This is a genomic window from Neglectibacter sp. CSJ-5 (genome assembly GCF_032490475.1).
Classification (GTDB): Bacteria; Bacillota; Clostridia; order Oscillospirales; family Acutalibacteraceae; genus Hominenteromicrobium; species Hominenteromicrobium mulieris.
In genome coordinates this window covers 413,105-434,281 of the sequence record NZ_JAVYJC010000001.1, presented here as the reverse complement: position 1 = coordinate 434,281, position 21,177 = coordinate 413,105, and the positions used below count along the sequence as shown (strand labels likewise).

Here is a 21,177-nt window from a genome sequence, read left to right as displayed (position 1 = left end):
CCTTAGAACAGCCAGAACAGGAAATAGGCAATCAGCGCAATCACGCTGAAGCCTGCCGTAAGCCCGCCAAGCCACTTAAAGTACAGCCCGTTATCCACCGGCAGGTCGCCGACGAATTTGCCGGTCTGCCCATTCATCGCAAAGAGATACTTTTTGCCCTTCCACGTCGTGTTCAAAAGCCACACAGGGTAAAGCGCGTACTTTGCCTTGCCGTTGTGCAGACGAATGGAGGAATTCTCCGTCGTGACGGAGTGATACCCCTTCACCGTGGAAGCGAATGCGTCTTCCGTGGAGCGCTTGATGCGCTCGTTGGCACGGTCGATGCTCTGCTCGGCCGTCACGTCGTACTTATCCGCAAGATAGCCCGCGAGATACGCCGTTTTAAAATCCACCGCGTCCTCAAACTTGAACGGCTCAATGGATTCCATCAAATCGTCCGGCATCTTGGAGGAACCGTCCACCGGCACACGGTCAAAGCCGATATCACCGCTGCGGCCTATCGAGTAGTAGCTTGTTTCCGTGTAATCGTAATCGCTGTCGCTCCAGGTGCGCACACGCGTCGCTTTATAGCGAATATCCGCATCGGCATCGGCATCAAACAGCCAAAACGGCACGTAAACGCCCTTGATCTCATCGATATGGTTCTCTTTTTTGAAAATCTTCGGCAGCAGCTTTTTGCCCTTATAATGCCGCTGCAAGGCTTCCTTTGCCGCCTTTTTGTCGATCTTGAACGGAATCACGTAATCGGGCTTCAAAGCGCCGCTCACCTGCCCCATCATCACGACCGGATTGCCGCAGTACGGACAGGAGGTCGCCGCCGTGTTTTCATCACAAACGATCTCGCCGCCGCAGGAGTTGCACACGTAACTGCGCAGCGTGCTTTCTTCGCCCTGCTCCCAAGCGCCGCCGGCCGTGGTCTCCCAGTCCATTTCGTCGGGCTTTGCGTTTTGTACTTCTTCCTCGTGCGCGGTAAACGCTTCGGTGTCAAACTCCGTGTCGCAGTACGGGCACTTTATCTTCTGAATTTTACTGTCAAATTCCACAGCGCCGCCGCAGCAAGGGCATTTGTATTCTTTAATTGTCGCCATTTGCTCTCATCTCCTCACAGTTCAACGCAGGTCGCAACCTTTAGGCACGATCATTTTCATCAAACGGATCGCCGCACTGCGGGCAGAACTTTGGCGGGTGCGCGGGGTCTTCCGGCTCCCAGCCGCACTTGTCACAGCGGTACTTCGGTAAGCCCTCCGGCTTTTTCGCGCCGCAGTTTGCACAGAAATTGCCTTTGTTCACTTTGCCGCAGGAGCAGGTCCAGCCGTCGTTATCCGGCTTCTTTGCCCCGCAGTTCGGGCAGAAATTGCCGTTGACCACCGTGCCGCACGCGCACTTCCAGCTGTCCGCAGCCTGCGCCGCCTGCTGCTGACCCATGCCGTACAGCGCCTGTGCGTTCATGCCGCCCGCATTCATAGCCATATTTACGCCCATAAAGCCGTTCATAGCACCGGCAGAGTTGCCCGCGGCCGTTTTCATCGCGTCCGCCTGTGCGCCGACGAGCGTGGCCGCCGCCATAGTCGGGTCGCGCATCATCGCCGTGCGCTGTGCCTGCTTAATCATCTCGGCGTCCTCGTCCGGCAGTGTCACGGAGCCAAGCGCAATGCTGACGACTGTCAAGCCGCGCAGCTCGCTCCATTTTGCGGAAAGCGCCGTATTCATGGCGTCTTCCAACTCCGTGTTGTGTGCCACAATCTGGTTCGGACGCAAACCGAGGTCGGAAAGCTTGCCGAACGCCGGCTGCAAAGCGCTGATGAACTCGTGCTTCAGCTGGCTGTCCAATTCGTCGCGGGTATATTCCTGTTCCACATTGCCGCACACATTCGTGTAGAACAAAAGCGGGTCCGCAATGCGGTACGAATATACGCCGGAGCAGCGGACGGAAACGTCCACGTCCAGCCCGATCTTGTTATCGACCACGCGGAACGGAATGGGGTTCGGCGTGCCGAATTTATTGTCGATGAGTTCCTTCGTATTAAAATAATATACGCGCTGATCTTTGCCGGCGTCGCCGCCATACGTAAAACGCTTGCCGATCTGCGCAAAGGTGTTTTTAATGCCCGCACTGAGAGAGCCGGAGAAAACAGAAGGCTCGCTCGAAGCGTCATAGGTGAATTCACCCGGCTCCGCGCAAAGCTCCACCACTCTGCCCTGCTCCACGATCATCATGCACTGGCCGTCTGCCACCGCAATGCCGGAGCCGCTCGTGATGATGTTGTCACTGCCGCGCGTATTGGAGGAACGCCCGCTCGTGCGCTTTACACCCTTTGTGACAAGCACCTCTTTCGGCATCGATTCGCAATAGAAAAATTCTTTCCACTGATCCGCCATAACACCGCCCGCGGCGCCGACAGCTGCCTTAATAAGACCCATAAATAATTGCTCCTTTTCAATGGTTTCCGCACGTTATATTCCGCCCGGTGTTTATGCTCTAAGTTTAGCACAGAATTTTGCTGTTTTCAATGAATTTCGACAGCACACTCAACAAATATTTGCGCTTTCCTCTGCATTCAGGGAAGCATCCACGATGGAAACCAAATTTTTCAATTTTGAACCTGTGCCCAGAAAACCGGGTGCATATCCGTCTGTGCGGCTCTTTTTTAATCAAATTTGCTTTGCCTCTTCGCCGAGCGTGAATTCATAGTGCATCTCAAGCGCGGCAAACAGCTTTTGCATCACTTCGTTTGCAATGGCACGGATGTCGAGGCTTGCAATCAGTGCCATAACCTCCCGCTGTTTTTCCTCCGGCACGCAATAAATGCGCAGCGTCAGCTGCAAAAAGCGCTCTAACTTGCGTTCCAGCGTAAAATACACGTCGCACGGACGCGCCATATATCCGCGCATAATCGCCGCCGAACCGATGTCCGACTCATAAAAATCGCTCACACTGTACCCGGGCATATACGCGCCGAAAATACGGTGCAGCATTTCGGCCGTCATCCTGTGGATGATTTCCAAATTTTCCGGCAGCGTGTACGCCTCCACGTAAATTTGGCGCAGGTTCTCGTTCAGCTCTGCCAGCGTCAGCTGAATCGCCGTCTCCACCGCGTAGAGCTTTACGGGGTCTGTCTCCCCCTGCACAATCTGCCCCGCGATAGTAAACTGATTTTGAAACATGAACTCGGTCAGCTCGGTAAGCACACCGGCTTTCGTGCGGTACAAATTATAAAACGTGCCCGCGGAAACATCCGCTTCCGTCAAAATCTGCTTCGGCGGTGTATGCTTAAATCCCTGCTCCAAAAACAGACGCACACAGGTAGAAAGAATTCGCTTGCGCGAGGCCTCCTTTTCGTTGCGGTTTGCCATTTATACCCCTCTTTTCCCTGTTTTAGAATTGATTCTAATACTCCCAAATGAGTATACCACAACAAAAAGAAAAATCAAGTGTCGGTACACGAAAAAAGGGCAGCTCTTCGCCGCCCTTAACGAATATTTGTCTTTACCGCACGGGTTATATGTTCCGTAAGATCGCTTTTTTCAGCGTTTCGGCATTCAGCGGCTTCGAGAGATGCTCCGTCATACCGGCTTTGCGGCTGCGCTCCACATCTTCCGAAAACGCGTTCGCTGTCATCGCGATGATCGGCACCGTTTTCGCATCCGGCCGATCCAGCGCACGAATGCGCTGCACCGCCTCAAGGCCGTCCATCACCGGCATCATGATGTCCATTAAGATCACGCCGATCTCGCCCGGCGCGGAGTTTCGGAAGGCCTCCACGGCCTCTTTGCCGTTCCACGCCTGCATCGTTTCGGCACCCATGTCTTCCAGGAAGAATTCCGCAATCTCCATGTTGAGTTCGTTGTCTTCGGCCAGCAGCACTTTCAGCCCGTGCAGAGCCGTTTCGTCCGCCGCGCCATTCGCCGCCGCCTGCGCAGAGGGATGCTTGTCGATCTCAAACGGCAGCGTCACCGTAAACGCAGAGCCTTCGCCGAGCACGCTTTCCACCGTGATGGTGCCGTTCATCTTCTCGATGAGCTCCTTCACGATAGACATGCCGAGGCCCGTGCCCTGATACTGTGTGCGGGCGCCCTGCTTTTCCTGTGTAAACGGCTCAAAAAGCTCGTTGTTCACAAAATCTTCGCTCATACCGATGCCTGTATCACGTATCGTAAAGCGGAATGTCGCCGTGTTTTCGTCACAGGCAATCTCCTCCGCATACGTTTTGATCGTGCCATTTTCTTTATTGTATTTCGCCGCGTTGCTGAACAGATTCAATAAGATCTGCCGCAGATGCAGCGGGCTGCCGATAAGCTTTGCGTGCGCAAACAAAATCTTGCTGTAGGTATACACAATACTCGTTTTCGCCACCTGCGCCTCGTTCAGCGCGCGGACGTCCTTCATCACATCGTCAAGGTCAAACGGCACATGCTCCGGCTCCATATGGCCGGATTCCAGCTTGCTCATATTCAAAACATCGTTGATGAGCGACAGCAGGTGCTCGGAGGAAACATGGATCTTTTCAAGGCAGTCGTCCACGCGCTCATGATCTTCACGATTTTTCTTGATAATCTCCAGCATACCCATCACGCCGTTGATCGGCGTGCGGATATCGTGGCTCATGCGGGAAAGAAACTCCGTCTTCGCTTTATTCGCCAGCGTTGCTTCGTCCACCTCAGCCCGCAAGCGCTCGTGCTCCTTCTGCTCCTGTGCATGGAACTCCGTGGTGTTTTTCAGCAGCACAAGGCTGTGGATCATCGGCTTTTCCTCACCGCTCTTCGCATCGTATACGCGTGAAGACATCATCAGCGCCGTTTTCTGTATCCAGCGTGTCTCGCCGCCGGATACGCGCTCACAGTATTCCACCGTCACCTGCTTTTCTCCGCTCGCATAGCGCTCCAAAAGCTTTTCGGCCGTGTCGATTAACCGGTAGCTGCCCATCGTTTCGGGCAAAATCAGCATAGAATGACGGTGGCAATATTCGCCGTACAAACACGGTGCTTTCAAGTCCTCAATAAAGGTGTCTGCGCCGCGTTCACGACGGAAATCGCGCTCCACCAGATCATCCGTCAGATTCACGGAGTATACCGCATCCGCAGTCTCCAGCATCGCATCCACGTAACTGTCGTTTTCCAAAATGGACTGCTTCAGCTGCTCGTAATACTGCGTCAGTTGCTGCTTGGCGTCCGTCTCCGGCTGCACACTGTCGATCGTCTCAAACGCCAGTAAAAAATGGTGCAGCGTGCCGTCCGGGTCTGCATCCACAAAAATCGCCGTCAGTCGCCCGTAGTCGGCACTGTTCGCGCCGAAAATCTTGTGCTGCAATTCCACCACGCGGTTCTTTTCGGAAAGCGCCTCGCACAGCGCCGGCAGCTGTAATCTGCTGCGCACCGCCTTGCGGTCTTCCTGCGCCACGCGTTCTTCTGCAATCTGCTCCACAGCGCCGGAATAACTGCCGTCCGCCGCAAGGAAAAATGCCTCGCTTGCACGAATCACCCGGTAAGCGTCCTGCTTAGCGTCGCAGTACAGGCAATCGGAAAAGTTGCTGCCATATTTTTTCATGCTTTTCAGCAGCCTGCGATCCAGCTTCTTTTCGGCCAATGCTTCCTCGCGCTTCACGTGGTTTTTGTTGATATACATGTTTTTGTCTGCGAAGATATACAAATCGCGCATCGTGCAGTTTTCGTTCTCGTCGGAGACCGAAATGCCCACCGCGTAGCTCACCGGAAAATCGGGGTTCGCCGCATTGTACGTGTCCACACGGTCGCGGATAAGCTGTAAGCATCGCTGCATTTCTTCCTTGTCCGCGCCGTCCATAATGGCGATGAATTCGTCGCCGCCCGCGCGACCCACAAAGTAATGCGCCGGCACCGCCTCGCGCACCAGCTCCGCAAAAATGCGAATGTACGCGTCGCCCTTTTCGTGGCCCATGCTGTTGTTTATGCGTCTCAAATTGTTGAGGTCAAAACTGCAAACACCCACGGGCATCGTGATAATCTCCGGCGCGCTCAATAGCTCCTCACATTTATTTTTGTTCGGCAGCCCCGTCGCTTCGTCCATGTACACCTTTTTCTGCAAAGCGTGGTTCATGGCGGCGTAGTGCAGCGCCTTGATAAACTCATAACCGATCAGCATCATCAAAACTACGATGTCCGCCGTGATGTACCGCTCCAAAACCGCCAAAGAGGACGCGCGCATTTGCGAATATTCCTCCGCAAGGCCCGTCGCCTCATCGCAAATGCCGAAAAACCTTTCGCTTTTGTCGATGATGTCGGTTTTCTCAAAACCCTTTTCGCGCACAAGATAAATCTCCTGCTTCAGGCTTTCGAAGCAAGAAGCCAGCTCTTCCATTTTCGTCTGAAAACTCTTGTCGTCCAATCGCACAAGGGTAAGCTCGTCATCGCCGAAGCGCAGACCGTTGATAAACGATTCCACGCTCTCCATCATCCCGTCCTCCGCTTGACCCGCAATCTCCATTTTGACAAGGCGTTGCGTTTCGCCGCGCACAAGGCCCGCATAGTTCACCACGCGCGCCGTGCCCTGAATGCCCGAGACCAGCACCATCATCCAAACGATCAGCGCCGCCAAAACCACGGCCAACACGCCGATGACCGCCTGCACGGCATTCGATATTTTCTTGTTTTCCCTCATATTTTTCACCGTTTCGAATCGTTTGGAGTTATACATTGCCGGACCCTTTCCCAAAATCTTACGGTTCATTATAGCACATTCACGTTCTGTCTTCAACACAAAAAAAGGCCCGACCTTTGTGCATCAAACTGCCAAAGGTCGGACTGCTGTTTACTTTACGCGCCGCACCGGCCAATCTCCTCCACAAGCGTTTGAATGCTTTTGTACCATACACACATGCGCACCGCTTCCTTCCTGCTTCCCGTTCAGTATACCGCAAAAAAAGCGCACTCTGCTTGATTTTACTTGCGGATACATGAAGCCGGCGTGTTTTTCATTCACGTTTCTCCAAAACAGAGCGCCAAACGCAAGCCATAGCGTAAAAATTTTCAGACGATCACAAAAGTAAAAGCCCCTCTGCCGCGCTTTTCACCATTTCGGCATACTCCTTTTTCACGTTTTCCGGCTCCGTGATTCGGATTTTCCCACCGTAGCCGAACACCCAGCGGTAAAAGACAGGGCTTGCCGCCGTCTCCGTTTCCACGGTAAACGCATCGTCGCCAAAGGCCTTTGTTTCCACATTCTCGCCGAATGCGTCCACCACCGCATTCATCATCGCGTTGTCACACAAAAGCGTCACGCGCTCGCGGCGGCTGTCATACATGCTTGTCATCGTGCGGATATGCCGCATTAACACCTCTTTTTCGGGCCGCGGCTCCGCGTCCTCATCTAAAATCTCCGGGCAACGGTCAATACGATCCACTCGAAAGCTCACAAGCTTTTCGTGCTTGTCGGAATACCCCACAACGTAATATTCATCTGTATTCCATACAAGTTTATATGGGCTGAAAACATACGGCTTCCCGTCGTTTTTCAGCACACGGTTCTTGCCCGGACCGTAATGAAAATAGTAAAACGCAATTTTCTTCCGCTTTGCAATAGCCGCGTTGATCGTGTCCGCAATATAATAAATGCTCTCATTGCAGGATTTCCCGTTGTTCGCGCAAAAACCCTCCTGCAAAGCCTCGGCCTCATAAACGCTCGTCAGCCGGCAAAGCTTTTCAATCAGCTCCTCGCTTTTCTTTTCGGTGATGAACCCCGCAGATTCCACCGCGTCTGCAAGCAGCTTCAATTCCGGCATCTCAAATAAGCGGCTCGCAAGGTAATAGCGGTTCTGCGTCGTCTTGTGCGTGTAAATATCAAAGCCGCAGTCCACAAGCTGCTTGATGTTCTTGCCGACAGTCGTGCGGTGCACCGCAACGCCGCATTCCTTTTGGAGCTTATCCATAATGTTTTTTGTAGAAAGCTCGTGGTTTTCGTCGCTGTATGTGTTCAGAATTTTCAAAAGCGAAATCGTCCGCAGCTCGGCGTTGTCCTCCGCCTTCGGTGTCTTATTCGTCTTTGCCATAAAGCAGCACTCCTTTGCGCTCGTTCTGCGTTTATTATAGCGGACGAATCCTCACCATGCAAGTCCGGCAGCAAACAGGTGTCGTTATTTCGCTCACTTTTCCGATAAAATGCGTTCGATCTCCTCTAACGTGTCGGCAAAATAAACACCCTCTTGCCGCTTCTTGGTCGAAAGCCCCATCTCAATCATGTGCCCTAAAAGCGCCTTCAGCCCGTCGTAATATCCGTTGAGATTATAAAGAATGCACGGCGCGTCTAAATGCTTCAGCGATACCTTCGACATCACTTCCGCAATTTCCTCCAGCGTGCCCGTGCCGCCCGGGAACGCGATAAACGCGTCGCCGAGCTCAATCATTTTCGTCTTTCTGTCCGTCATGTCCTTTGTCACAATAAGCTCCGTCAGCCCGTCGTGCTGCAGCTCGGAGTCCACAAAAAACTGCGGCTCCACGCCGGTCACTTTGCCGCCGTTTTGCAGCACGCTTTCGGCGATCGCCCCCATTAGTCCGCATTTTGAGCCGCCGTAAATGAGGTCATGCCCGTTTTCGCCGATCCACTTGCCGAGCGCCTCCACCGCCTCTTGCAGCTTGGGGTCATTGCCTGCGTTCGCACCGAGATAAACCGTGATATTCATCATCATCCCCGCCTTTCTTTTCCCTTATCATACAAGAATTCGCCGAAGATTTCAACCGCTTCACTCCACACGGTGCATAAAAAACGGCGGCGCAAAGCTACCTAAGCTCCACGCCGCCGTTTTGGGATATATAAGTCAGGAGAGCGCCTGCCCGCATTCCGAGCAGAATTTACTGCCCGGCTTCACCGGCGCGCCGCAGCCCGGACACACCGTTTGTAGCTTTGCGCCGCAAGCGCTGCAAAACCTCGCGTTTGCGAAGATCTGCGCCCCGCACTGCGGACAGACTGCCCCCGCCGGAGCTGTCGGCGCCGCATTTACGGATACGCCCGCCGTCCGGAAGCTCGTCGGCTCGCCCATCGTGCAGCGATACACCACCTCAAAAATCTCGCTCGGCAGCTTTTTCTGCTTATATGCGCCGATGCCCGCCGTTACCGCCAGCGGCCACAGCAGAAAAAGCCCCACGGCGCCCGCGCCCAGCTTGTCCGCCCACTGGCCCTCACCGAGCGTCACATTGAGCTGCGTGCCGTTTACCGTAAGCTCCACCGTCGTCGCCAGCTTCATGCCGGAAAGCGTGCGCAGCGTATCGGCCTGTGCCGCCTGAATGAGGTACCCATTCGGCGTCGCCACGCTCTGCACCTCCATGCCCTTTTCGCCGCGCAAAAACGTCGTCACAGCCTCCAAAACCTGCTCTGCAGTCACTTGGTTCAGCTCAAATACTCTCGACTCTTTCATGTTGTTCCCCCATTTCTATTTCGCTTCGCGCAGCGCCTTCCAAAGCGCCGCATCATTTCCCAGTTGATAAGCGTCTTCTTCATGCAGCAGGTTCCGCTGCTCAAACCGTATCACACACGTTGTGCCGTCCGTTTTCACAAACGTCAAGCTCTGCTCGCTGTCTGTTGCACGCATGTCTGTTCTTTCGCCGATTTTCACCTCGCAAAGTGCGTCAAAAATCGTTTGCATCGCCGCCTTGTCCGTGATGCGGCAGGAAACGGGCGTGTCCATCGTGTAGCGATATTCCATGCAGTTCATCTCATTCACGTCAAATGTCTTTGCGAAATTTTCTGCTTCGCCGCCGCAAAACGCAAACACCTCGCCGGCTTCGCTTCTTTCCGCCGTCTTTCCTCCGCAGCTCGCAAGCAGCACGCACAAAACGACCAGCGCACACAGCAAAATAAAACCGCATCGCTTCATTTTCCCGCCCCCTTTTCTATCCCCTATCCTACCAAACGATCGTAACCGAAAAAAGCGTTTTCCCGGTTTTGTCATTGACACGCCGGAAAATGTCAAAACCCAATGCGTTCGCTTATGGCGGTTTCGGTCGAAGCGTGGTATAATCGCCTTAAATCAAGCATACGGAGGGAACCCGCATGAAATTTTGTGACCGTCTCAATTTATATATCGAAACACTCGGCTGCTCCGCCAAAACGCTTTCCGCCGCCTCCGGCATATCGGATGCCGCCATCAGCCGCTACCGCTCCGGCGAGCGTGAACCCGGCAGGGACAGCGAACAGCTTCTGCGGCTCGCACAGGGCATCTGCGCCATCGCCGCCGAAAGCGATTATTCTCCCGGCTTTTCGGAGGGCGAAGTTCTCTGCGCCCTCCGCGCTTCCCTGCACACCGAAAAATCCGATTTTGACAGCGCCGTTCAAAACCTCAAAAACCTGCTCACCGCATTCGGCATCAGCTACGCAGAGCTTTCCCGCGCCATGAATTTCGACGCATCCTACCTCTCCCGCGTCTGCTCCGGACAGAGAAAACCCGCAAACACAGAGGAATTCATCACGCAGGTCTGCCGCTATGTCACAAGGCGGTGCCTGAAAAACGACCAAAAAGAAGCCCTCTGCGCGCTCGTCGGTACACCCGCAGAACAACCTACAAAGCCCGAGCAATACACTGCGCTCCTCATGGAGTGGCTGTGCGCCGCAAAGCAGCGCGATGCCGAGTCCGTCTCCAAATTTCTCGCGCATCTCGATACCTTCGACCTCAATGAATATATCGAAGCCATTCATTTTGGGGAGATTAAGGTACCGTCGCTCCCGTTCCGGCTCCCTGCCTCGCGCAATTACTACGGCATAGAGGAAATGAAGCAGGGCGAGCTCGATTTTTTCAAGGCGACCGCGCTTTCCAAATCCGCCGCCCCCGTTTTCATGTGCAGCGATATGCCCATGGCCGATATGGCCGAAGATCTCGACTTCGGTAAAAAATGGATGTTCGGCATCGCCGTCGCGCTCCGAAAAGGACTGCATCTCGATATAATCCACAACATAGACCGCCCGTTTGAAGAAATGATGCTCGGGTTAGAGAGCTGGATCCCCATTTACATGACGGGGCAGGTCTCGCCGTACTACTTAAAAGGCGTGCAGAACACCGTCTACTGCCACTTTCATTACGTTTCCGGCGCCGCCGCGCTCACCGGCGAGTGCATAAACGGCTTTCATAAAGACGGCCGTTACCATTTCACGAATAACCGTGAAGAGGTGCAGCACAGCCGCCGCATCGCAGACCACCTGCTGCAAAAAGCGCAGCCCTTAATGGAAATTTATAAATCCCCACAGGCCGATCTGTTCCGCGCATTCCTCAAAAACGACGCAGCCACCGTCGGCGCACGGCAAAACATTCTCTCCGCTCCGCCGCTTTATACCATGCCGGAAGATCTGCTCGGACGCATTCTAAAGCGCAGCGGCCTGTCAGCAGCAGACGCAGAAAGCATCAACGCCGCACTCAAACAGCAAACGGAAAATATCGAGCAAATTCTCACTGCAAACACCGTCATCGACGAGCTCCCGCATGTAAGCGAAGAAGCGTTCCGTGCAAGCCCCCTCACGCTCTCGCTTTCAAATGCATTCATCGAAAACACCGTCACGTACACCTATGAAGAATACACAGCGCACCTTAAAGCCACCAAAATATTCGCTGAACAGCACCTAAACTACACCGTCCGTTTTGCGGAGAAACCCGCGTTCCGCAATATCCAAATTCAAATCCACGAAAACGAGTGGGTCATGCTGTCCAAAAGCAAAGCCCCCGCCATCCATTTCGTCATTCGCCACAGTAAAATGCTCAGCGCCTTCCAAAACATGATCTTGCCTTACGTTGAGGATTAACCGCCACCCGCGTCAACGGTGGTTAAAAGTTTTGCAACGTTCGCGGCGCTAATCGCCGTTTATTGCCGAATATATTCGCAAAAATCATTCACAACACGCTCCATCATTTCGTTATTCCGGCGCGAAACCTCGGCCGCGTTTTCCGCCTGCATGTTTCCTTGCCGTATCGCTTCCTGAATGTACTCGTCCGTAAATGTAAAGCTCGTCAAAGACTGTATCAAGATCGGCGCCACCGTCTCAAATTTTCCCTCCGGCGCAATGATGCCGAAAATGTTCGCGGCACTGCGCGAAGGCGTCACGTCCACACCGTTGATTTCATAGCCGCCCGCGTCTAAAATGCTGCCCTCAAACATACCCGTGCAGGCCGCCCCTGTTTCCGATGTAAGGCTCGCTAAGATCGAAGTTTCCGAAACCGCGTAGCTTGCAAGCGGCGTCGTAATGGGCGTTTCGCTCAAAACTGTCATGTTTTGAATTTTTGCAAATGCAAAGCTCTGGGGCATGATGCTGTCGTAAGCGTCTTGGTAATCGTCCATCGCGTTTAAGCACCCCGCAAGCGTCGGGTCCTCCAGCACCGGCAAATATGTCAGCGGGTCATTGCTCGTGCTCATCGATTGATACTGCGCCTTCGCTTCCGCACTCTTAAAGTACGGGCCAAGCTCGCCGTAATAGAAGATCTGCACATCCGGGTCATTCGGGTCCCACGCGCGGATGGAATAGCCCGCGTATTCGCCGCCGGTCACAATCTGCCACCCCTGCGGCAGCTGCATCGTGAACACCCCGCCGTCGTAATCAACCAACGTGTACGTCGCTTCAGGTGTCGGTTCCGCCGTCGGCTCCGGGGTCACGGTCACTTCCGGCTCGGGCGTCACTTCAGGCTCCGTCTGCGCATTTGAAGCTTCGGAGGACGCTTCCGTTTTTGATTCCGCCGTCTCCTCGTCCGGGTCTATCCCCGCTGCCTCAAACGCCGTGTCCGTGCCGAGCGCATCATATGTCTTGCCGCCTAATACAACACACCCGTCCTCACGCAGCGTAAAGCTCATTTTGCTGCCGCTTGCGTCCGCAAATGTAAAAATATACCGCGTGTATTTGTCGTCCGTCTTTACAACTTCGCCGAGCGTCACATCTTTCAATGCGCCAAAAATTTCTTCCGCTTGCTTTGCGTCCCGCACCGTTTTCGGTTCCGCCGCAAAGCTTCCTTTTTCTTCGTAAATCGTCAAGCTTTCCGCCGCAAATTTTCCCGCACCGCTCACTCGGTCAAACAGCGCGTTTTTCGCGCCGCAGCCCGCAAAATTCAAAAGCATTATAAGCGCCAACAAAGTCGCTGTCATTCGTTTCGCTCGTGTCATATTCGTCTCCTCAGTAGTTTAATCCCTGAATGTTCAGCACCGGCGCCAAATCGCAGTCCACAACATATACCATGCCGCCGGATTGCTGCGCCTCCTGCTCTTTGTTGTACAAGTAGTTCGCCCATTCCTCCGCGCTCAGCGGCTGAATGAGCGACTGCAGCGCGTCCTGCGTCGCCGTAAACGGCAGCATCGTCGTCTCAATGAGGAAGTATTGCCCGGAGCCGCTCCACGTTTCCACCGCTGTCTGCGCGTGTCCCGGCGTGAACACAATCATCGCGTGCATGCTTGCGGATTCCAGCACGCTCGCCATTAAAACCGCCGTTTCGATGCAAATTCCGGAGCCGTTCTCTAAAACTGCGTCGGGCATCAAAACACGCTGGCTCGCACTGAACGAATACGGCCCCATGTTGTAGCGTACGCCCATGCTGCTGATAGCGCTCTGTATCGCCGCCACCTGATAATACGTGATGTACGCGCCTTGGTCGGACGTAAAGCCGTACGCCGGCTGATACCCCGGCAGCATACCGTACTCCGTGCCGAAGCTTTGCTCCAGCCACGATACCGCATTACGGCGCACCTGCAAAATGCCGTCCGTTTCCGGCGTCATCCACGCCAAGATGTTGTCGTTCTGGATGATGCCGAATTCATCGCTGTAATTTTTATAATCATATACGCTGTGCAGCTCAATGTTCTTCGTCTCCTGAATAATCGCCTCGCCCGTGATCGTGTTTTCCACACGCAGCGTCATCTGCGTGTCCTTCGTCGTTGAAAGGTCGGGCATATCGGTGAGCACCGGCGGCTTGATCATCAAATACGTCATCTCCGGCGTCAGTGTCACTTTCTGCTCATATTTCTGCGTAAAGCCCGCAATTTCCGCCGTCACCATCACGTCGGTGTAGCCCTTGTCCGTATATAAAAGCAGGTTGATCGCCGAGTCCATCGAGGGGTACAAATTCGGAAAAATCTCCTCAACGGTCGAGTAGTCCGAAAACACGATCGGCGCCTGCGCGTCATACGCGCCAACATCTTTGCCTCCCTCGCAGGCCGCCAGAATCTCGTCCGCATACGCGTCGAGGTTCTCATCGAGCAAAAACGCGGCGTGGTTATATTCGCGGCTGTATAAATCGAACATCGTTTCCTCGTGCTGCCCGGAGGTAATGCCCACGCGCGAGATAAGCTGGTTTGCGGAATACAGTCTCAAAACGTCCGACCATGCAAGGCCCCACGAGCGCGATTCCATGTATTTCGTCATCACATCAAGGTTCGCAACGTATTTCGGCCACAGATCATTGAGCCACTCCGGCGTGTCCAACGTACTGAGTGCCGTTTTCACATTGCCCGCCGCCTCGTAAACGGAAATGAGGTACGCCTGCTCGTCGCTGCGGTCGCCGACCGTAGCCGTTACAAGCGGCTGCAAAGCGTCATACTGCGCCGTGTAAAATGTCAGCGCCTCCTGAATGCCGCCGATCACCTCAAGTGCGTCCTCAAAGTAAGCCTTCTGCTCCGCTTCCACAGCCTTGCCCTTTTCGGTTTTCGGCGCGTCGCAACGCTCGAGGCTCTGCATCTGCTGCCGCACCGCGCCCACCGCGTCGTTAAGCGCGTTTAGTTTCTCCGTACACAAAGTATAATACTCGTCCAGCACGTCAAAGCCCTCTGCATTCACAGAATTCTCATACACAATGCTGCTCTGCCCGGAAAGCTCGTCCGCCGCAGCTTCCACGTCCTTTAAAATGCTCTGCGTCTCCGTCACGGCCGCCGCCACCTGCTCCAAATACGCCTTGTCCTGCTGCACCATGCCGCATCCTGCAAACGATGTGCACAACAGCACCACCGCCAAAATAAAGCTTACCGCCCGTTTCCCATTTTTCATACGCGTCCCCCTTTTGCTCAACAGAATTATTCTTTGGTTCTATTATAACGAAAAGGTATGCCGCGTTTGAACCCGCTTTCCCGCCCTGTCCGTGACAAATCCGGAAACGAACACCTCCTTCAAAATAGAAATAGCCGCCTGATTTCTTTTGAAAACCAAGCGGCTATGTATGTGGCTTATTCTATTGTTCAAGCAAAGCGCAGAATGCAGAGCGGTGGGATCAATTCATATCGTTATTATCTTTAATGCCTTCGTTCATTTTCTTAATCTTCCTTTTCCACACAGAATACTGAGTTGCCCAAGCAGCGAGGAAGATCGCTACGAATATGCCTACATAAGACAGAATTCCAGCTGTCGAATGGGGCATCCAGTTGGCAAAATAAGAGATGGGGAACATAATCACGCAAGCAATTGCGAAGTAAATCCCGCTTTGCTTTGCAAGACTCCACGAATCGATCTCCCAAATAACCGAAGCCATTGCAAAGCCTGTGCCCATTATTCCGCTCAGACCGGTTTGAATGAGAACCGCATTTAATTCGCTCCCCATTTTATTCACAAGCTCCGGAGTGACCGGATGGAAAAAGCCATCCCCAATGCAGATTGAGATAATCACCGTAATGACATATCCGATTGCAATGCCAACAGGGAAACCAATTACACCTCGTCCAATCAGTTTTTTCTTCATTTCTGCCACCTCACATTCCTAACAGTTGTTTGATTTTGGCGACGGATCGCCGTGATACATAAGTAACCGTACCGTTTGAAAGCGTAATGCAAATTGTCCCGGCAAAGCTCAAATCAAAGCTCTTGACCTTTCTCAGATTGATAATATCCGAGTTTGATATTCGGACAAAAGTCTTGCTGTCAAGCCGTTGTTCCGCCTCGTATAGCCTCAGGCGGAGTGCATACTCGCCGTGATTTGTCTCGGCAAACACCTTACCTGATTCAGCAAAAACACGGTAGATTTCAGACGGTTCCAGAACCTCGACCACATCCTCCCTGAAGCCGGCAATGACCTGCGGTTGCTCGCCTGACAGTCTTTTTATGATTGCATTGACTTCATCGGTCATTTTGTCCGTCATCACGCTGATTTTTGGCTCTTTGCATTTTTCGTCTATCTTGATTTCAATTTGCATCGGTTCACCTCCTCGCTACGGTTACAGTATAGGAAAATCAAGAACTGATTTCTACCGATTCTCGATAGGTGGTTGTTTTAAGAACATAGGTGGTATTTTTTACGAGAATCTCATACTGGCCTGTATGGGCGGCTGATAAGTATCTGCGGTATGAGGTTGCTCCCATACCGCAGACGGATCATCCTTATATTCAGTTCGACAAACTGGAATTTATGTCAATGCGAACTCAATCTCATCAAGTTTATTTGTTGCGTTCTTTCTCCCTGTCTCCTTAAAGCCTATTCGACGATAGAGTCTCTCAGCATTTATATTATTCTCAAGGATCCACAGCGTAGGGGTATCCGTACATTGGCCTACTGCGTATAGTAACAATTTCGTTCCATAACCCATGTTTTGCATATCTGGAAGAATATAAAGATCCTCTATTAAACCCTTTGTTACAGAAACAACCCCTATTGGTTTTTCTTCTACAAGCATATAGAGCTTTGTTCCGTTGTTCATCTTGTTTCTCAAATACTCCCGTTGCCGATCTGGCGTGTGTGTTTCTATGAAATCAGGAGTACAAAATGCACGATGCGATTCCTTCCAGGATATTGAATGGATGGTTGCGGCTTGAAGAAGATTTGTTTCATCTACAGGTACTATCATACTTACCTCCACAAATTCTCATTTATTGTTTTTAATCAAAAGTATTATACCACATCTTTACGAATTTTTCTACCACTTCGACTATACTCACGACTTCATGACTTCTTAAATACTTGCCGAAAAAGAAGAACTGCCATCACTTGACAGCAGTTCTTCTTCGGCTGGTATTAAATTACGAATACAGCCTTGATTTTATTGCTCGTGTCTTTGGCGTAAAATTCGTTCATAATATTGAGCGCCTGCATCCGCGCCTTTTCCGCATCGTTCCACGGCACTTCACCGGGGGATACAACGACGATGTGTCTCGGCTGCGGCAGCGGCTCGGGCTGCGCGTTGTTGTGCGCCGCGATCGTTTCATAATGCGCCTTGCGGTCGGTGGGCGTAAAAACGCCACGATGCCGGTTTTGCTTTTCAATTTCCTTTCGCAGTGCATCCTCCGGCAAGGCGAACGCCTTTTTCGCGCCGGAGAGCTTGTATACGCTGCGTAAGATAGATGCAAAGATACTCATGATTTAGCCCCCTCATTTCCACGCCGTAATGCAGAGCCAGCTTTTCTTTTTGCGTATCTGCACATCGTGAAAGCCCGCCTGCTCCAGATACGTCTTCAGCTCGGCGTCCTTGTAGATGGTCATGCCGCCGATGATCTCCGTCCACTTCTTGTCCTTGTCCGTATCGCCGTTGCTTTCGTTGCAGATGAGCAATGTCCCGCCGGGCTTCAGCACCCGGTAAACCTCCCGGAAGCACTGCGGCAGATCGGGCCAGAAATAGACGGTTTCAAAGGCCGTTACCGCATCGAACCAGTCATCTGCGAAAATCATATCCGCCACGCTGCCTTGCAGGACGGTGCAGCGGCCCTCCGCTATGGCGGCCTCGTTGACCTTTTTGGATTTCTCCACACTGACGGGCGAATAGTCGATGCCCTTCACGATACCCTGCGGGCATTTTTTCAGCAGTCTCTTGATGTTCGCCCCTCCGCCGCAGCCGCAGTCCAGCACCTTGGCATCCGGAGTAAGCTCCAAAAAGCGAAGTCCCCACCGTGCCACAGGACTGTGCCCCAGGTTCATCATGGCGACCATGATTTTCCCGCCAAGCCCCACAGGCTTTCTGGTGTTCTCAAAAAATGACATCTTATCACACCTCCGATTTCACACATTCCGCATAGGTCAGCGGGAAGGATGCCTTCAGAACAGCGCTTTTCCGCACCGTCCAGCCGTTTTGCCGTAGGAAGCGCAGGTATTCCGCGCTCGTCCACTTGCTGCGGAGAGGGAAGCCTGCCATCCTCATAAAAAATGCCCTGACCTTGCCGGAAAACGAGTTTCCCGCATGGGTGAAGGTGGGCGCGATGAGCACACCGTCGTCCTTCAGCACCCGGCGGATCTCGGCAAGGGCTTTCTCCGGCTGCGGCACGATATGCAGCGCGTTGGACACGATCACCACATCAAAGGACTTATCCGCATAGGGCAGGCGGAACATATCCTGCACGGAGAAGTGCAGCTTGGCAGAGCGGGTATCTCGCTTTGCCTCAGCAATCATCTCCGCAGATGCGTCCGTCGCCTCGATGTGTGCCGCCGCGTTCACGATGTGCTTTGCGATCAGTCCCGTGCCGGTAGCAAGCTCCAACACCGTCTTGGCTTTTACGACCGGCCGGATCAGCTCATACATCTCGTCATACGCCGCCCGATCCTTTCGCATAAAGCGGTCGTAGCGACCGGCATTTTTGTCCCAGAAATTCTTGTGTTCCTGCATCGCTATCATTCCTTTCAATGTTAGATGTCGCTAACCGTTGCGCCTTGGAAAAGCCGCATCTCTGCGGCCTTTCGGCTTATTCAAATAGCTCCCTGCAAGCACCGTACACCAGCGTTTCCAGCACCTGCGGGTACAGTCCTCCTATTTGCTCCTTGTGTGAGACGGTCAGAATCAGTCCGCGTACTGTCGCGGCGGCAAGTGAAATCCCCCGTTTAGGAACAAGGCCATATTTTTCCAGAAGCAGACGAATGTGCGTCTCGTCATCGTGGTAATGTTCCTTTTTGATGTCATCCGGCAGTCTCTGCAAAAGCAGCTTCGCATCGTTTTCAATGAAAACCATGTCGCCGGTATCGGACAGCCGCCGGCAGACGGCCAGAACCGCCTCTGCCGCGCGCTCCGATGTTGGCAGGCCGCCATTTCTGTGCAACGCCTGGTCAGCCACCCCGTAAAGCTCGGAGTGGATACTTTCCAGAACCGCAAAGAAGGCCATCTCCTTGGATTCGAAGAATTTATAAAATGAGCCTTTTGCGATACCGACAGCCTTTGTCAGTTGATCCACTGAGGTTTTCTTCATCCCCAGCGTGACAGCGCAATGTCTTGTTTCCTTCAGCAGCGCCTTGTGAAGTTGTTCTGTTTCATAGTCGGTAAAAGCCAAGGTCGCACCCTCCCTGAAATATGACCATTTCGGTTCTTCCGGTCATATTATACCGCGCTTTTTTCTGGTTTGCAATGGGTGTAGAGAAAAAATCGCTAATAAAGCATTATATTGGTTTCGTCAATTTGCTTTTTAACCGCTCCCGCACCTACAAAAGGAACGGTATAACTTGAAAAGGTGAGCCTTTCAAGTGCAAATTTTATGTTCGATGCATATACATTGTCGCACTCCAAAAGTGCAACACCGGCATTGTAAAGGTTTCGCCTTGCCGTAAGTACCGCCTTGATTTCGTTTCTTTTGTCATTTGCAGTCATACTGTCGTTTCCCAGCTTATGCAATTTAAAACGCCTCCATCCTGTGCAATATCGTTTATATTTACGGCGATTATCTCTTTAGCAAAAATACATTTTGCTGCCTTTATTGCGCTTTCATCCTCAGAGACGCCGAAAACGGGCAGGAAAATATGCTTTTGCGTTTCAAGAAAATTAAGATAACTGCCGACGGCACTTATGCCGTAAGACTCAAAATACGGAAAATCGATAGCCAAAATCCCGCTTTTTCTCAAAGCCGCTTTAACCCTTTGCTCATAACCATTCTTACATGGCGTTGCGTTGCCAATCACCGTTTTTTCGTCTACAAACCGCACAACGCCGTCCGCATGACCGGTCATATCGCTTTTAAGCGACGGAATAATGATGATTTCGGCCTCAAGCCGGTTTTCGAGCTCGGATATAAGCACGGATTTTTCGTATTCCGGATTTTCGGAGAACACCCTGTCGGAAATGATTGCCTTTTCTTTTGACGGAGAAAACACAATATTCCCGCCGTCAAGATTGATGTTCGAGTATATTACGGGCAAACTGAGCTTTGGCGCGACATCGTTTTTGAAGTCGGTTTTTAGTTGGGGATCGCCTTTTAAATAACAGGGCTCATAGCGAAAGGATATGTATTTGCTGCTCCCTGTTTTGACCGGCATATAATCCTTTGCCCATATATCCTTCGCACCGTCGAAAAAAGTATATTCTTCACCGCATTTTGATAAAGCGGTAAACAGATTTCCCGCCGACGCAGCGTATTCGGGAATGGTTTTTAGAAGTGATGAAAAGTAGAGCATATTATTTACCTTTATACTTTTGGGGACAATACCCGAAATGATCGATGTACCAATTTTCTTTGTTGCCCGACTCATGGGTTGAAAGATAGTTATCAGCAAGACTTTCTAATTTAGGAAGCCTTTTTTCGCAAGGATATGATTTGTCGAAATTTTTGGCTATAGCCAACCTTAATGATATATAAGATTTTTTAATTTTCTCTGTCTCTGGATCAGAATCTGTTGCTTTAAGTCCGATTCGTGCAGTATATCCCACAATGTCATTCGTGTTTGTTGCATTAAAAGTCTTATTAAAAAGAATACAGCTTTTATCTGATTCAGATAGTGAATTATATGCTTTTCGAATCTTAGCGCTTAATTGCGATTGTGTTGTAAACTCACCATTCACTAAAGTGTATTTGAGTAAATACGATAGGTAATATTTGCTTTTATTCTTATCCTCGTCGCATAAAGAAAGGCAAATATCTACACCACTTCTGGAATCATCTGTGTTATGATGAAAATATAAAACACAAAATTTGCTTTGTTCCTCTTTTCCATGAATAAATGGATCCGAAAATTTCTTTGATATGTTTGAATAATATGCTTCTACCCATAAAGGCTCAACCTCTATGTTTCCGATTTTAATGACATACTCAGTTAGTAGTTTTTTCCCCAGAAGCTGCAGCTCTCTTTCAACAGCAGCGTAGTCTTCGTTAGAAACTGTAATATTTTCAAGATTGCGTATTTGGCATTTTAGATTCTTCATTACAATTCAATCTTTCATAATATATTTTACTTGGATACCGATTTTATTATAGCACACTTAATAAAAAAGATCAATTCCAAATCCTTAGAATCACAATTGGACCAGACTCGGAAACGGTATCTTCGCCAACAGTTGGTGCTAGAATATAAATAGTACAAGCCA

The 21,177-nt window shown here is 51.7% G+C and carries 20 protein-coding genes; 1 reads left to right on the top strand and 19 read right to left on the bottom strand.

The features are described from left to right. Positions 1-2: 2 nt before the first annotated feature. From R2K26_RS02000 to R2K26_RS01965, 8 genes are all read right to left on the bottom strand, one after another. Positions 3-1,088, bottom strand: coding sequence for a hypothetical protein (locus tag R2K26_RS02000; RefSeq protein ID WP_316518498.1), 1,086 nt, complete (start codon positions 1,086-1,088; stop codon positions 3-5). Positions 1,089-1,128: 40 nt separating this feature from the next. After that, positions 1,129-2,421, bottom strand: a complete 1,293-nt coding sequence (locus R2K26_RS01995; protein ID WP_316518497.1) for an SPFH domain-containing protein — start codon at positions 2,419-2,421, stop codon at positions 1,129-1,131. Between the two features lie 231 nt (positions 2,422-2,652). Beyond that, positions 2,653-3,354: a TetR/AcrR family transcriptional regulator gene (locus R2K26_RS01990; RefSeq protein ID WP_308449133.1), complete on the bottom strand. Its 702-nt coding sequence runs from the start codon at positions 3,352-3,354 to the stop codon at positions 2,653-2,655. A gap of 145 nt (positions 3,355-3,499) precedes the next feature. Beyond that, positions 3,500-6,634, bottom strand: a complete 3,135-nt coding sequence (locus R2K26_RS01985) for an ATP-binding protein (protein WP_316518496.1) — start codon at positions 6,632-6,634, stop codon at positions 3,500-3,502. A 376-nt stretch (positions 6,635-7,010) separates the two neighbouring features. Further along, positions 7,011-8,021, bottom strand: a complete 1,011-nt coding sequence (locus R2K26_RS01980; RefSeq protein WP_316518495.1) for a WYL domain-containing protein — start codon at positions 8,019-8,021, stop codon at positions 7,011-7,013. 93 nt (positions 8,022-8,114) lie between these two features. After that, positions 8,115-8,651, bottom strand: a complete 537-nt coding sequence (locus R2K26_RS01975; RefSeq protein WP_316518890.1) for a TIGR00730 family Rossman fold protein — start codon at positions 8,649-8,651, stop codon at positions 8,115-8,117. Between the two features lie 135 nt (positions 8,652-8,786). Further along, positions 8,787-9,383, bottom strand: coding sequence for a zinc ribbon domain-containing protein (locus tag R2K26_RS01970; RefSeq protein ID WP_316518494.1), 597 nt, complete (start codon positions 9,381-9,383; stop codon positions 8,787-8,789). Between the two features lie 15 nt (positions 9,384-9,398). After that, on the bottom strand, positions 9,399-9,842 hold the full coding sequence (locus R2K26_RS01965) for a hypothetical protein (protein ID WP_316518492.1): 444 nt from the start codon (positions 9,840-9,842) through the stop codon (positions 9,399-9,401). 176 nt (positions 9,843-10,018) lie between these two features. Between R2K26_RS01965 and R2K26_RS01960 the strand changes: the two genes are divergently transcribed. Further along, positions 10,019-11,755 carry a helix-turn-helix transcriptional regulator gene (locus R2K26_RS01960; RefSeq protein WP_316518491.1) on the top strand — a complete coding sequence of 579 codons (1,737 nt, stop codon included), beginning with the start codon at positions 10,019-10,021 and terminating at the stop codon, positions 11,753-11,755. 59 nt (positions 11,756-11,814) lie between these two features. Here the strand turns inward: R2K26_RS01960 and R2K26_RS01955 are convergent, their stop codons facing one another. The 11 genes from R2K26_RS01955 to R2K26_RS01905 all read right to left on the bottom strand — a co-directional run bounded on the left by R2K26_RS01955 (position 11,815) and on the right by R2K26_RS01905 (position 21,015). Beyond that, on the bottom strand, positions 11,815-13,101 hold the full coding sequence (locus R2K26_RS01955; RefSeq protein ID WP_316518490.1) for a hypothetical protein: 1,287 nt from the start codon (positions 13,099-13,101) through the stop codon (positions 11,815-11,817). Between the two features lie 10 nt (positions 13,102-13,111). Then, positions 13,112-14,971: a hypothetical protein gene (locus tag R2K26_RS01950; protein ID WP_316518489.1), complete on the bottom strand. Its 1,860-nt coding sequence runs from the start codon at positions 14,969-14,971 to the stop codon at positions 13,112-13,114. Between the two features lie 220 nt (positions 14,972-15,191). Continuing rightward, positions 15,192-15,656, bottom strand: a complete 465-nt coding sequence (locus tag R2K26_RS01945) for a DUF3021 domain-containing protein (protein WP_316518488.1) — start codon at positions 15,654-15,656, stop codon at positions 15,192-15,194. A 10-nt stretch (positions 15,657-15,666) separates the two neighbouring features. Next, positions 15,667-16,107, bottom strand: a complete 441-nt coding sequence (locus R2K26_RS01940) for a LytTR family DNA-binding domain-containing protein (protein WP_316518487.1) — start codon at positions 16,105-16,107, stop codon at positions 15,667-15,669. Between the two features lie 210 nt (positions 16,108-16,317). Next, entirely contained in the window at positions 16,318-16,755 is a 438-nt protein-coding gene (locus tag R2K26_RS01935) for a GNAT family N-acetyltransferase (RefSeq protein ID WP_316518486.1), read from the bottom strand. A 167-nt stretch (positions 16,756-16,922) separates the two neighbouring features. Further along, complete coding sequence (locus R2K26_RS01930) at positions 16,923-17,264, bottom strand: hypothetical protein (RefSeq protein WP_316518485.1); 342 nt, start codon at positions 17,262-17,264, stop codon at positions 16,923-16,925. A gap of 12 nt (positions 17,265-17,276) precedes the next feature. Next, positions 17,277-17,882, bottom strand: a complete 606-nt coding sequence (locus R2K26_RS01925; RefSeq protein ID WP_316518484.1) for a class I SAM-dependent methyltransferase — start codon at positions 17,880-17,882, stop codon at positions 17,277-17,279. A gap of 4 nt (positions 17,883-17,886) precedes the next feature. After that, complete coding sequence (locus tag R2K26_RS01920) at positions 17,887-18,501, bottom strand: class I SAM-dependent methyltransferase (RefSeq protein WP_316518483.1); 615 nt, start codon at positions 18,499-18,501, stop codon at positions 17,887-17,889. Positions 18,502-18,577: 76 nt separating this feature from the next. After that, positions 18,578-19,156 carry a TetR/AcrR family transcriptional regulator gene (locus tag R2K26_RS01915; protein WP_316518482.1) on the bottom strand — a complete coding sequence of 193 codons (579 nt, stop codon included), beginning with the start codon at positions 19,154-19,156 and terminating at the stop codon, positions 18,578-18,580. 310 nt (positions 19,157-19,466) lie between these two features. After that, positions 19,467-20,345: an agmatine deiminase family protein gene (locus tag R2K26_RS01910; protein ID WP_316518481.1), complete on the bottom strand. Its 879-nt coding sequence runs from the start codon at positions 20,343-20,345 to the stop codon at positions 19,467-19,469. Beyond that, positions 20,272-21,015, bottom strand: coding sequence for a hypothetical protein (locus R2K26_RS01905; RefSeq protein WP_316518480.1), 744 nt, complete (start codon positions 21,013-21,015; stop codon positions 20,272-20,274). Before R2K26_RS01905 ends, R2K26_RS01910 begins: the two co-directional genes overlap by 74 nt. Between the last annotated feature and the right edge of the window lie 162 nt (positions 21,016-21,177).

Bases quoted from the DNA above. Each gene is read 5' to 3' on its own strand.
- R2K26_RS01910 (WP_316518481.1), bottom strand. From the start codon at position 20,345: ATGAGTCGGGCAACAAAGAAAATTGGTACATCGATCATTTCGGGTATT.
- R2K26_RS01985 (WP_316518496.1), bottom strand. From the start codon at position 6,634: ATGAGGGAAAACAAGAAAATATCGAATGCCGTGCAGGCGGTCATCGGC.
- R2K26_RS01990 (WP_308449133.1), bottom strand. From the start codon at position 3,354: ATGGCAAACCGCAACGAAAAGGAGGCCTCGCGCAAGCGAATTCTTTCT.
- R2K26_RS01995 (WP_316518497.1), bottom strand. From the start codon at position 2,421: ATGGGTCTTATTAAGGCAGCTGTCGGCGCCGCGGGCGGTGTTATGGCG.
- R2K26_RS01940 (WP_316518487.1), bottom strand. From the start codon at position 16,107: ATGCAAATTGAAATCAAGATAGACGAAAAATGCAAAGAGCCAAAAATC.
- R2K26_RS01945 (WP_316518488.1), bottom strand. From the start codon at position 15,656: ATGAAGAAAAAACTGATTGGACGAGGTGTAATTGGTTTCCCTGTTGGC.
- R2K26_RS01925 (WP_316518484.1), bottom strand. From the start codon at position 17,882: ATGTCATTTTTTGAGAACACCAGAAAGCCTGTGGGGCTTGGCGGGAAA.
- R2K26_RS01960 (WP_316518491.1), top strand. From the start codon at position 10,019: ATGAAATTTTGTGACCGTCTCAATTTATATATCGAAACACTCGGCTGC.
- R2K26_RS01980 (WP_316518495.1), bottom strand. From the start codon at position 8,021: ATGGCAAAGACGAATAAGACACCGAAGGCGGAGGACAACGCCGAGCTG.
- R2K26_RS02000 (WP_316518498.1), bottom strand. From the start codon at position 1,088: ATGGCGACAATTAAAGAATACAAATGCCCTTGCTGCGGCGGCGCTGTG.
- R2K26_RS01905 (WP_316518480.1), bottom strand. From the start codon at position 21,015: ATGAAGAATCTAAAATGCCAAATACGCAATCTTGAAAATATTACAGTT.
- R2K26_RS01930 (WP_316518485.1), bottom strand. From the start codon at position 17,264: ATGAGTATCTTTGCATCTATCTTACGCAGCGTATACAAGCTCTCCGGC.
- R2K26_RS01950 (WP_316518489.1), bottom strand. From the start codon at position 14,971: ATGAAAAATGGGAAACGGGCGGTAAGCTTTATTTTGGCGGTGGTGCTG.
- R2K26_RS01965 (WP_316518492.1), bottom strand. From the start codon at position 9,842: ATGAAGCGATGCGGTTTTATTTTGCTGTGTGCGCTGGTCGTTTTGTGC.
- R2K26_RS01975 (WP_316518890.1), bottom strand. From the start codon at position 8,651: ATGAATATCACGGTTTATCTCGGTGCGAACGCAGGCAATGACCCCAAG.
- R2K26_RS01935 (WP_316518486.1), bottom strand. From the start codon at position 16,755: ATGATAGTACCTGTAGATGAAACAAATCTTCTTCAAGCCGCAACCATC.
- R2K26_RS01970 (WP_316518494.1), bottom strand. From the start codon at position 9,383: ATGAAAGAGTCGAGAGTATTTGAGCTGAACCAAGTGACTGCAGAGCAG.
- R2K26_RS01920 (WP_316518483.1), bottom strand. From the start codon at position 18,501: ATGCAGGAACACAAGAATTTCTGGGACAAAAATGCCGGTCGCTACGAC.
- R2K26_RS01955 (WP_316518490.1), bottom strand. From the start codon at position 13,101: ATGACACGAGCGAAACGAATGACAGCGACTTTGTTGGCGCTTATAATG.